6 protein-coding genes and 1 rRNA gene are annotated in these 13,278 nt (G+C 39.5%); 1 reads left to right on the forward strand and 6 read right to left on the reverse strand.

The window, feature by feature from the left end; translation table 11 throughout:
- Positions 1 to 79: 79 nt before the first annotated feature.
- The 5 genes from DNK85_RS10755 to gpmI form a co-directional block, all read right to left on the reverse strand.
- Positions 80 to 7,276 (reverse strand): DUF4347 domain-containing protein, encoded by a 7,197-nt coding sequence (locus DNK85_RS10755; protein ID WP_162896692.1) that lies wholly within the window; start codon positions 7,274 to 7,276, stop codon positions 80 to 82.
- A gap of 281 nt (positions 7,277 to 7,557) precedes the next feature.
- A complete protein-coding gene (locus DNK85_RS10760) occupies positions 7,558 to 8,172 on the reverse strand; it encodes a flavodoxin family protein (protein WP_235842430.1) in 615 nt (204 codons plus the stop codon).
- A 39-nt stretch (positions 8,173 to 8,211) separates the two neighbouring features.
- Entirely contained in the window at positions 8,212 to 9,027 is an 816-nt protein-coding gene (locus DNK85_RS10765; protein WP_119329564.1) for a PhzF family phenazine biosynthesis protein, read from the reverse strand.
- Positions 9,011 to 10,288, reverse strand: coding sequence for a serine--tRNA ligase (gene serS, locus DNK85_RS10770; RefSeq protein ID WP_119329565.1), 1,278 nt, complete (start codon positions 10,286 to 10,288; stop codon positions 9,011 to 9,013). The genes DNK85_RS10765 and serS overlap by 17 nt, the downstream gene beginning before the upstream one ends.
- Before the next feature lie 23 nt (positions 10,289 to 10,311).
- Complete coding sequence (gpmI, locus tag DNK85_RS10775) at positions 10,312 to 11,850, reverse strand: 2,3-bisphosphoglycerate-independent phosphoglycerate mutase (RefSeq protein ID WP_119329566.1); 1,539 nt, start codon at positions 11,848 to 11,850, stop codon at positions 10,312 to 10,314.
- Between the two features lie 257 nt (positions 11,851 to 12,107).
- Here gpmI and DNK85_RS10780 point away from each other — a divergent pair, with 257 nt between their 5' ends.
- Complete coding sequence (locus DNK85_RS10780; RefSeq protein ID WP_119329567.1) at positions 12,108 to 12,980, forward strand: IS982 family transposase; 873 nt, start codon at positions 12,108 to 12,110, stop codon at positions 12,978 to 12,980.
- 138 nt (positions 12,981 to 13,118) lie between these two features.
- Here DNK85_RS10780 and rrf read toward each other — a convergent pair.
- Positions 13,119 to 13,233: ribosomal RNA gene (gene rrf, locus DNK85_RS10785) — 5S ribosomal RNA — on the reverse strand.
- Between the last annotated feature and the right edge of the window lie 45 nt (positions 13,234 to 13,278).

Genomic DNA, 13,278 nt, shown 5'->3' on the forward strand with positions numbered 1-13,278 from the left:
AAACTATATGACATCCATTCCATAATCCAAACACTAATATAGTCAATAGTTTACTTAAATTGGATTTATTTTGGAACTACTATACATCCGCAATATTACCGCTAAAAGTCATACTCGCACTATTGTTGTTTCCTGAGATGATATTCAACCCAGCTGTTTGCGCCAGATTAAGTACACCATTGGTGACAGAAAGTATCACCTCGAGATTATTCGCATCAACATCAACAAGACTAATCGCATTATTGTTATCCACACTAAAGACAAGCGGACTATCTTCATTGACACTTTGTGCTTGCGGTACATTAATAACAGGCGCATCATTAACCTCCGATATATCAAAAGTAATGACATTGGCTAAGGCTGACTCAACTGTGCCATCACTAACTGTAAATGCAAAGCTGGTATAACTCTCACCTGCGCCATCTTCTACTGGTGTAAATACGAGTTTACCGGCAACAATGTCAGCAACCACAATAATTTGATCAACATTGACAACATTACCATCTAAGGTTAAGTCCCCCAAAACGGGTAATGATGTGATTTTAACACTAGCAAAAGGGCTCCCTTCAGCATCGCTATAACCAAAGTCTGCTTCATCTAAAATATAGCTATTGTCTTCAACTATCTCGATCGTTTTGTCTTGTCCTTGTGGCAAGTTGTTAATCAGCTCAAGCACGGCTGCACTGCTATAGAAATCGCTCTTAGCATAACTTACCCAAGTATCATCAAACTGACGTTTCATTGCACTATCGTTATCTTGCTGATAGTTCTCTATCGCTTTAGAAACATAAGTCGTACCGTTAAAGTCACGAGAAAATTGCCCTTCAAATGAAATAAATTCTATTGCATTACCATCGCTATCCACTAGTGCCATTGCACTAGGCTCATTACTTAGCCAATCATTAGCGCCATCAAATGCAATGGCATTATAGCCACCTTGGCTGCTACTGTTCAAAATACCAAATCCACTTGCACTTTCCCATACGCCATTAGTAAACGTCGCAATAACCTCACCATTATTGCCTGTCACAGGATTGATATTTGCCAATAACTGTGTGCCTTCGGCAACACCATTATCACGATAAAAAACTTCGATATATTCTTTATCATCCACTCCACTGTTATCATAAACCACCTTACTAATTAACACACCTGAGTTTCTATACTCAGTCGCTACCTGTGGGTAAATTAAATCCAAGGATAAATAATTGCGATAGTCACTAGAAACGTCTCCAGAAGCGTTATCTAAATCAAACATCGGTGCAAAGGTGTTATCTGCCCGACGGATGAAAGCGTAGTCTGCACTAGACTTTTCAGCAACGATGACAGATGAGTACTCCACACCATTAAAGTTTTGATCAAATGCTTTACCATAACTAATATAGTCTACAGGGTTGCCATTACTATCTACTAAAACGATTTGATCCGCACTATTATTGAGTAAATCAGCTGCACTGACAGAAATCACCGCATAGCCATCATTGGCATATTCAACAGCAATAACATTATTGGCTGTTGGTGAACTCCAAGCACCATTACTATTTTCTAACACAGTAACATTGTTGATTTGTAACTGATAGCCATTAAGGTTACTCTCTTGCTTGACCGTGATGCTTACAAATTCATCGACACTCGTTGGTGCATACTGAAACATCGAGATAAATGCTGTTGCAGCCTGAGGATTTGCTAGCGCTGCGGCATACTCTCCAGAGGTATCACCACCAAAGCCTGCTGGCAAATAAGCCTCACTCACCTGCACAGAACTTTCACTATGGCGCTGCCAATCACCATTAAATTCTTTGTTGAGTGAGCTGTCTTCATTATTAGCAGTCACCCCTATATCTATAGACAAGTAGGTATTATTGGCATGTTCAAAGGTTACGTTACCATTGTAGCTTATAAACTCTAGCAGCTGATCACCACTGACCAATGCTAAACCATTTGTGCCATTTTCAAGCCAATTGCTTTGCTGTGAGACAATAATAGTAGTATAGACATTACCTGACTCATGGACTAAATCAGACATCGTATTGACATTAATACCATTTTGCCCAAACCAATTATTACCATCAAACTCAGCAACAACTGTGCCATTTGGGTTATTTTCATTAATATTGGCAATCAACTGGGCCCCTGTTGCAATCGTGGCTGCATTTTTCACCATTAAGGTGATTGAATTATTATTATCGCCATTATCATAAGGTAGCACTTTAACAATCGATACATCAGCCACAGCTTCTACTACAAGGGTAATAGTATGTTGTTCAGTCAGGGAACCGCCACCAATATTACCTAAATCATCCACATTAATTTGTAGAGTATCCTCACCAACAAAGCCAGTATTTACCTGATACTCCAATAGCTGTAATGCTGCATTGATGTCATTTAAGGCGCCTTCAATCGTTATATTTGCACTTTGATTGGTTGTACCATTGACAAAGCTTAGTCCTACCGTTTGTGTTAAGGTTAATATACCTTGACTAACACTCAAATTCACCTGAATAGTCTCGCTGCCTGTCAGATCAACATCATTAACATCAATAAGCCCATGCGCTGCATTAAATAAAACAGATAGATTTTCTTTAACCTTCACGGTTGTTGGCGCTGAAATCGTCGGTGCGTCATTGACTGGATTTACTGTAATTTCCAAGGTTTCTTGCTGTATTAATTCATCACTATCCTTAGCACTAATCATCAATGTATCTGTTCCATTAAAATGCTCATTTCCCTGATATGCTAATGTGGCTAAAGCAATATTTAAATCTACCTGAGTACCACTTATTTCAATCATTGATGTACCATTTTCTCCCGAAATAACATTAACACCCGTTGGCAAGGTCATATTCAAAATACCATCATTAACGCTAAGTGTAACTGATGACACAGTGGTCTCAGGATCGCTCACACTGATTCCAGCAATTGCCAACTCAGTATCCTCATTAACCACTTGCGCTACAGGCAAAGTAATTATTGGCGCATCATTCACCGCAGTAATATTAATATCAAGATCCAACGTCGCTGAATTTGCGCCGGCATCATCAATAACGACAATATCGACATGACGCGCTGTTGTATCTGGCGTGTTTGATGTATTTTCATATTGGAGCGCATTTACTAATGCATTAACCGATGCTGCGTTGGCATTAGCAGATAGATTAATTCTCAGATTATTACCTGATTGCCCATTATCAGTACTGTCTATCACACCGATTATTACTCCTTGGTAACTCACACTACTACCATCAAAGCCAATTTGCCCCACTCCATTGCCTTGGTCTTCGACCGCTAGTTTATCCTCCACCAATAAATTTGAACCTGTAACCACAACACTGCCACCATCAAAATTACCTTCAACGTCATCGAGCACTAATGTTGTTGTGGCTGAGTTTAACAAAGTCGGCACATTCTCTTGTACAAAAAGTGTTTTTAAGGAAGCCCCCACTTGTGATGGTGTATAGTACACCACTTTCTCAATGCTTTGGAAAGAAGACATTAGCATGTCTTGCCCATTTGCTGAAAGCGCGAGTGACGTTCCCAACAATGAACCAGTGAAGTTTACGTCATCCACTATTTTTTCCAGCTGAGACCAATTGCCTGCTGTTTCTTTAAATATATAGACCGCACCACTATTACCTGCCGCCTGTTCACCAACCAGCAAGACCGTACCATCTCCTGATAAACGCAATGTATCTAGTTCATGAAGATCAGCATTATAAGCAAAACCTTTATCTATCCCGATCTCATCACTACTAAATCTAGTGTTTAATACCCAACTGTTGTTATCAAAATCAAAAATATACACCACATTAGTGCTTGTATTATCAATGCCTCCGACAACAAGACGATTGCCGTTATCAGTAATATCAACAGATAAGCCAAAAATATTCGCATCTGTAGGTACAGTAATAGTTACCTCATCGGCTCCGCTCCAACCATTGACTTCATCATAGCTATAGACTTTAACAAGATTTTCATCTTTATTGGCAGCGACAATATGTTTGCCATCACCTGATAGCTGATAGACAGCCGCTTCACTATCACCATCGGGCGTAATTGCAACCTGAAAATTTGCTTTATACGTCCACGCATTATTTTCATAATGGTATACATGCGCTGTACCATCATTGATCTTATCAACAACTAACAAGCGCTGACCATCATCAGATATATAGACTTTTTTGCCAAACTGCGCATCTGCCGCAGGTGATGGCGCTACTATTTTTTCACCAGTACTCCACGTTGTACCATCGAAAGTAAATATATATATCGCTCCGGCATTATTATCTGCAACATCATCTGATTGCGCACCGACAACAATGGTATGCCCATCGCCTGAGATTCTAACATTATTGTTATTGGCAAAATCAACTTGGGTCCCATCAGGATTGCTAATTTTTGCAACTTCCCAACCGTTATAACCATAGGTTCTGACATACAATGCGCCAATATTACCGTTGTCACCAGGAGCTGCAATCACCATGGTGTTACCATCACTAGAGATATCTAATGCGCTGCCAAAATAATCACCTGCCACGACACCTTCTACAGTTAAGAGCTCAGGCACGCTCGTCAAACTAGGTATGTCATTAACACTATTAATCGATATATCAAGTGTTTGTATATTTGTTAGATTTTCAGTATCCTTTGAAGTTATCTGTAAGGTATCGCTACCAAAATAATTTTCATCTGGTGTATAAACCAATCCATCTAAGGTTGCATTGACATCAGCTTGAGTTCCAGAAAGTGTTAATGTTTGGCTATTATTATTTCCCGCACTAATCGTAGCAGACCCTGAGAGCATCACAGTAAGCGTACCATGACTTACATTCAATACAATATTGTCAAATCCCCCTTCGAGGTCATTTACTACAATTGCATTACTATTAGCAGAACTAAAAACAAGAGGACTATCTTCATTCGTAATCGCAGTATTTGGCAGAGTAATCTCTGGTGCATCATTCACAGAGACAACATCAATAATCGCTCGAATAAAGTTTGACTCATCAACACCATCGTTCACCGTGAACTGGATATAACGCTGAAGCTCTGCTGGATTCTGTGAAGTGTTTTGGTAAATAACAGTGCGTAGTGCTGCTTGATAGTTTTCAACTGTATCTTCACCGCTTAATAGCAATATACCCTGAGTGGTATCAAAACTGCCCGTGATATTACCAATTGTGGTGAAATCTAAAACATCTTCACCATTTTGGTAATTTTGTGTGATTTGAATTTTTGCACTTTGTAGTACAGAACTATCAACATCAGATAATTGGATTTGATCATCAATGACAACTTCGCCATCATCTTCGGTATAGATAAATTGACTTGATAGAGCAACAGATTCGTAAACAAATATCTCATCTGTAGTATAGGCATTGGAACCAACCCCCGGTTGTGCCACAAATAAAAGTGAAGCGTCTGCAGTCAATGCAATACCGGATCCATAAGCAGCATTAGTAGCAGCCGTCTCTTCAAAAAGCTTAGACTGCTCCTGCCAAGCACCGTCTATATATTTTAATATCTGAACACCTCCTGCCCTTTGTCGAGCATTACCATCATCACTTCTTGCCCAATTTGCAGCAACCACTAGCGTCTTAGCATCTGCGCTTAATCTCACACCGTAACCATAAGCAGATCCTTGCGTGCTATTATTAGAGAATATTTCATTATTCACGGCGATAATAGGTGGCGCTGAAACCTCCCAGCTTGTCCCATTATATTGATACGTCTGTACACTTCCATTATAATAATTAGCATCAGATTTCCCAAAAACTAATGTCGTGCCGTCATCACTTAAATCTATACTTCTTACAGAGTGATTATTAATCCCATAAGTTGAGGTTCCTTGAATATAAGAGTCACTATTCCATTGCCCTGTTGATACATTCCAAATATAGGTTATGACTGTAGAACCTGTAGAGCGCATCACTCTGACGGCTTCATGATCTCCCGCACCATTTAGAAGTGCTATATCAACATGACCTTCACTACCATTGGCCAAGTTGGCTCCCATTTGCTCCCATAGAGAGTTTGCCTGATTATATTTATAAACTCTCGTTTGATAGGACGAGTTGGTAAGTATAAGCATTTCCCCATCTTCAGCTAAAGCAATCTGTTGAAACCCTAGAGGTGCTCTAAGCGCATCTAAATTATTACCTTTTTGTAGCCACTGTGCACCATTCCAATAATATACTTTACTCGCAGAATCAGTTGAGATTGCAATGGTTTGACCATCAGCACTTAAGCTTACGTTTCCATTGCTGCCACTGATTGGACTTCCCATCAATTCCCAGTTATTACCATTTCTTTGATAAATCTCTACTGTCTTAACTGATGCATAGGCTTTTGACACAGCCATCACTTGTCCATCTAAGCTTGTGGATATACCTCCAACAGATGGAGAAAACCCAGATCCTGTTATACTATCAATTTGTTGATAACCATCACCACCTGCCGTGGAAACTATCTCAGGTGCCTCTAAGATTGATTGATATCTATCAAAGCTAACAACTTCATCAACATCAACATTTTCTGCCATCTCCAATATACTGTCCCCTCCTAACGCATCGGCACCCGTCGTATCCGTAGAGGCGGCAATATCCGCTGAGGTTAAGGCTTTTAACTCATCAACAAAAGCTTGTCCTTTGTCACCTTTGGCAACATCACAGCCATAGAATAAAATATCACCTTTATCGGTTAATGCCTGCCCCCACTGCTGCAGATCATTGTGATAATCCGTCAAAGTATTATCCGTTAAACTAACACTGCCTAGCTCAAGCTTTGCCTGATCACCATGGCTAATAATATGTACCGCATCTAGGTCTTGATATTTCTCTAAAATCTTAGCAATCGCCTCCACCCCATCTTGTTCGGGTAAAATAATTTCAATTGCTGCCTCTCTTGAAATACTTTTAATCAGTACATGAGGGTCTTTGACATTGGCATCGATAATAACCACTTCTTTGAATTGACTATAGTCGGTTTGAAAACCTTCGGCATTGGCTGCAATCGCTTCTAATAAACTATTTGTAGCATGTGCATTTTCGTTTTGCTTCATTGCATCTAGTACATAAATCTGCTCTTGCTCGGATACCCCATCGGCTAAATCAACCGTCTCAACAGCAGCGCCATCAAACATCATCCGCGGCTCTAGCTCTTGCAAAAGCGATGGATATTCATATTTAGGGTTTTCTATTTGAGTATCACGACACTTTGTTATATTTTTTGCAAGAAGTGCCGTTTTAATTTTTTGATAAGAATTTTTTACACGCAACATAACAATCACCTTTCTTAAAATTGTCATTAACTAAATATCTCATCAATACGACCATACAATAATGATCATGATGAGGATTTCAGTGTTACTGTTGCGGGGAAAATAAAGTAACAAGGCGATATGCCTGTTTTACATAATAGATCAATTGTTTATGTTTGTAAAAAAAATTGAACGATTTTAATACTAATTTGTTCTAATACAACTATTTAAATTTTAAATACCACCTCTATAAAACTCTCTTATAACCACACAAGAACAATGATGGCGTGAACGATTTATAACTATCCTTTTGCCAAACGAATCACGTACTCTGCGATGCGTCGCCCAAATAATTCAGCTGTCTTTTTATCGCCAATTGGAGGTGTTACTTCAGGCGAGTCATTTTCTGATTGTGTCATGAGTCCTAAAGATCCCCCCATCCGATTTAGTGCTTCTAAATGGCCGCTACTGTGCTCATTTTGTCCTGAGGTATTATCAACACCTAAGGACAGCCATAACATGCCATGTTGACAAGCAAAGGTACATAACTGCATTAATACATTAAACTTATCACCACTTAAAGAGCCTGAGTTGGTGAATCCTGCGGCAAGCTTGTCTTTCCAGCCTTTTTTTAACCAGACTTTTGACGCGTCATCCATAAACTTTTTAAACTGATAAGGTACCGAGCCCATATAAGTTGGTGCTCCAAAAACAATCGCTTCATAATCATTAAGCGCATCGACATCTTGCAATTCATCAACACTAATAAGCACCGCATGCACTTGTTTTGAAGCATTAACACCCATTCTAATGTGTTCTGCTACTTTCTTAGTATGACCATAGCCACTATAATAAACGATTGCCACATTATTTTTCATATTAAAAATGATATTCATTCTTAAGTAAAGTATTTGCATTGTAGCATGCATACATTCAGATTCAATAAAGCCCCCAAACTAAATATTGTGCGCATGCTGTAAATAGCCTTCAGACATCAATATAGCCTGACCACTTAATAGTACGCGATCATCATCTACTTCAATGTTAATTTCACCACCACGAGATGATGCTTGATAGGCTTGGAAATGCTTTTTATTCAGCTTTTGCATCCAGTAATGCGCCAATTTGCAATGTGCCGAACCCGTCACTGGATCCTCATTAACACCAACTCGTGGCCCAAAAAAGCGCGATACAAAATCATATGATTCAGAACCTTTGGCTGTGATAATAACACCACGGCAGTCAATGTGGGTTAATAAACTAAAATCAGGCTTAAATGATCTAACTGCTTGATCACTCTCAAGCTCAACAATAATATCATCATAAGCCTGTGCTACTTCGCACAATGTTACTTGTGGAAAGTTTACTATAAAAGAAGATTTGTCTATCTGCTGAGTCTCTTGTAGCGGAAAGTTTAAGGTATAACATTTATCTTCATGCTTACTGACAGTTAGTTCACCACTTAGCGACTGAAAGACAATTGAATTCGTATGAAATAAATCGTTTTTATCTAGTACATGCGCAGCTGCTAATGTTGCATGACCACATAGCTTCACTTCGACAGCAGGAGTAAACCAGCGAATATGAAAGCGCCCCTTAGAAAGGGGCTTTACAAAAGCTGTTTCTGATAAGTTGATCTCTGCCGCAATCTTTTGACACGCCATACCATCGGGAAAATCATCAACTAAAATAACAGCCGCGGGATTACCCGCATAAGGCTTATGCGCAAAGGCATCGACTGTCCAAAACTTCATGTTAGGCTTTGATGACATGTAAGCCACCCATATATTTACGCAATACTTTTGGTACTACAATAGATCCATCTTTTTGCTGGTAGTTTTCTAATACGGCAACAAGCGTTCTACCAACCGCTAAACCTGAGCCATTTAAAGTGTGCAATAGCTCTGGTTTATTCATATCTTTTGATTTAAAGCGCGCCTGCATACGTCTGGCTTGAAAATCACCACACCAGCTACATGATGAAATCTCACGATAGGTATTTTGTGATGGAATCCACACCTCCAAATCATAGGTTTTACGTGCTGAAAAGCCCATATCACCCGTGCATAATGTTAGTACGCGATAAGGAAGTTCCAGCTTTTGCAACACAGCTTCGGCATGCGAGGTTAATTCTTCCAATGCATTTAAACCTTCATCAGGTGCTACGATATGCACCATTTCAACTTTCTCAAATTGATGCTGACGGATAAGTCCGCGGGTATCGCGCCCATAAGACCCCGCCTCACTACGAAAGCATGGTGTATGTCCGACAAACTTAAGTGGTAATTTTTCTGCTGCAACAATTTCATCACGTACGATATTGGTAATAGGGACTTCTGCCGTCGGGATTAGACTAAATGGAAATTGCGCTTGAATATTAAAAAGATCTTCTGAAAATTTCGGTAATTGCCCTGTGCCAAATAATGATTCCTTGTTCACAAGATAAGGCACATAGACTTCATTGTAACCATGCTCATTAACATGCAGATCAATCATAAACTGTGTCAACGCACGTTGTAATTGCGCTATTTCTTTCTTAAGCACAACAAAACGACTGCCTGTTAACTTAGATGCGGTTTGGAAATCCATGCCACCAATCTTCTCGCCTAAATCAACATGATCCTTCACTTCGAAATCAAATGCTCGAGGCTCGCCCCAGCGTCTAATTTCAAGGTTATCATTTTCATCTTTGCCCACAGGAGTATCATCCGCTGGCAAGTTTGGCATGCTCGCAATAGTCGCCGTTATTTTCTCTTGAATGCCTTTTAGCTCGTCTTCTAGCGCTTTAAGCTCATCACCTAAATTAGTAACTTCCGCCAGAATGTCAGTGACATCTTTCTTTTGTGCTTTGAGCATACCTATTTGCTTTGAAGCGACATTACGCTTAGCTTGCAAATCTTGGGTTTTCTGCTGAACGATACGGCGCTCTTCTTCTAGTGCATTAAAGGCATTAATATCAAGCACATAACCGCGCGTTAAAAGCTCTCTAGCTACTTCCTCAATATCACTTCTTAATAATTTGGGATCAATCATTTACGCTTTACTCACATTTACTTTTAGTCAAACTTTAAAATAGACTTGCCCGTCATTTCTTTAGGCTGTTTTACCCCGATCACTGCTAATATCGTTGGTGCAATATCGGATAACTTACCATCAGTTAAAGCAACAGAGGCTTTCTTACTCCCTTGATAGATAAAAGGCACAGGATTGGTGGTGTGTGCCGTATGAATTTTGCCAGTTTTAGGATCAACCATCTGATCGGCATTACCGTGATCTGCGGTAATAAACAAATTACCATTGATAGTATGAACAGCATCAGCAACACGTCCAAGACATTTATCTAAAGCTTCAATTGCTTTCACAGCTGCATCATATTTGCCGGTATGCCCAACCATATCAGAGTTGGCATAATTACATATAATCACATCATATTTTTGTGCATGAATTGCGTCAACTAGTTTATCCGTCACCTCATAAGCACTCATTTCAGGCTGTAAGTCATAAGTAGCAACTTTTGGTGATGGCACCAAAATGCGATCTTCACCAACAAACGGGGCTTCCTGACCACCATTAAAGAAAAAAGTCACGTGTGCATATTTCTCAGTTTCTGCAATTCTCAACTGCGTCATATGATGATCTGCTAATACTTGACCTAATATATTGGTGAGCTTCTCAGGCGCGTAAGCAACGTGTGCTTTAATATCATCGGCATATTTTGTTAAGGTAACAAAATGCACTTTAGGGGACACTTTACGCTTAAAGCCAGAAAATGCACTATCGGTAAACACATGTGACAATTGGCGCGCACGATCAGCACGAAAGTTCATAAAAATAACGCTATCGCCATCGGCTATTGTCACGGCACGGTTTTGCTTTTTGATAATCGTTGGCTTAACAAACTCATCATTCTCATTGCGTGCATATGCCATCTGCAATGCTTCTTCAGCACTATCAGCGGTATACTCTGCTGTAGCATTTGTCATCGCATCATAGGCTTTCTCAACACGTTCCCAACGATTATCACGATCCATTGCATAATAGCGCCCACTGACACTAGCAATATAGCCAACACCCAGCCTTGCTAGTAACGCATCAACTTTTTCTAGTGACGCTTGTGCTGAGCGTGGCGGCATATCGCGACCATCTAAAAAAGCGTGAACAAATACTTTTTTAGCACCTCGCCCGGCTGCCAGCTGAATCATAGCAATAATATGATCTTCATGAGAATGCACACCACCAGGAGATAAAAGCCCCATAATATGCACGGCTTTGTCACCTTTCACAGCTTGATCAACAGCGTTGGTTAGCACGTCGTTATTAAAGAAACTCTTATCTTTAATTGCCGCATCAATTCGTGTTAGCTCTTGGTAAACAATACGCCCTGAACCAATATTAATATGCCCAACTTCCGAGTTTCCCATTTGTCCTTGCGGTAAACCAACCATCAATCCTGAAGCATTTATCAAGGTATGTGTGGAGTGCTGCCAAATATTATCCCAATTGGGTTTATTGGCATTATTAATGGCATTATCTTTACTTTCTTCACGATAACCCCAACCATCAAGTATCAATAAAACTGTTGTTTGCTTTTTCATAAAACCTCCAGAAAAACAGATTGGTTTATTGTATGCGCTCGATGGCCAAAAGGCTAGATATACTGCCCATAAACCATTTTACAGCGGTATAGTTGTAGTTAAAGTGATAGAAACAAAAAAGGCACCCTTAGGTGCCTTTCTAAATAAAAAACCTGATGATGTTCTACTTAACCTGAGTTCGGAATTAAAACCCTTGATTTAAAGAGGTTTTATGGTGTTAAAATAAGTAATTCTTATGGTAATTTCTCAAGATCAACATGATAGAACTACTTATTTCAACATTTTGCCGCATAGACGACTTTTGCATTATCTATGAAAAGCAACTTAAACTCAAACAAATTGGCATGGATAGAAACAGAAAATATGGCAAAGCGCAACAGTTAGCAGTGAGTGAAATTATGACAATTCTTATTATGTTTCAGATAACTCAATATCGCAATTTCAAAACATATTACAACGAGTTTATCAAAGTTTATTGGCATGAATATTTCCCTCAAGCGCCATCGTATAATCGCTTTGTAGAGTTGATGAGCCAAGCGATCTTACCGTTGTCTTACTTTTTAACTTATCATCAAGGTGAGCGCACAGGTATTTATTATGTTGATGCAACAAAATTGCCAGTTTGTCATAACTTACGCGAGAAAAATCATAAGGTTTTTGAGGGATTAGCAGGTAAAAGTAAAACGAGTACAGGTTGGTTTTTTGGATTGAAATTGCATCTGGTGGTTAATAATCTTTGTGAACTTGTTAGTATTCGAGTCACTCGTGGCAACACTGATGATAGGACGCCATTGTTGGATATGTGTAAGGAACTTCAAGGGATGATTTTTGGCGATCGTGGTTATATATCCAAAGCCAAAGCAGAATGCCTTGCAGAGCAAGGGCTTAAATTAATTACTACGCTCAAAAAGAATATGAAAAAACTATTTAGGACTCCACAGGAAAAGCAATTGTTACGGCATAGAGGTATGATTGAAACTCTATTTGATCATTTGAAAAATAGTTTAATGTTATGGCATACAAGGCATCGCTCACCTGTAAATGCATGCACACATTTAATGGCATGCCTTGCTGCATGGGTTATCGATCCTATCGCTATTGTGGGGCAGAAAAGGTTGAGTGTTTTATGAACCGTAATTCCGAACTGAGGTTACTTAACTTCAGGCATCCTACCTTACGCCATTACATGGTCAATGTCATGCTTCCATTGATTAAATTCGTTCCCAACAAATTTGTCACATGGCAAAAGCTCAGGTGGAATATAATATGCTTGGCAATGTCTTACTTTCACATAGCGAATGCTACACTATCATCAGCGCTAAATCGTTTCACTTCTGAGTTCGGAATGGAGTCAGGTGGTGCCGATTTGCTATCGTCGCCAAGCAACTTGTAGGTTCTCTAAAACCTTTAACAATCTATCATAGAGTA

The sequence above is a fragment of the Cysteiniphilum halobium genome (assembly GCF_003574425.1).
GTDB lineage: Bacteria > Pseudomonadota > Gammaproteobacteria > Francisellales > Francisellaceae > Caedibacter > Caedibacter halobius.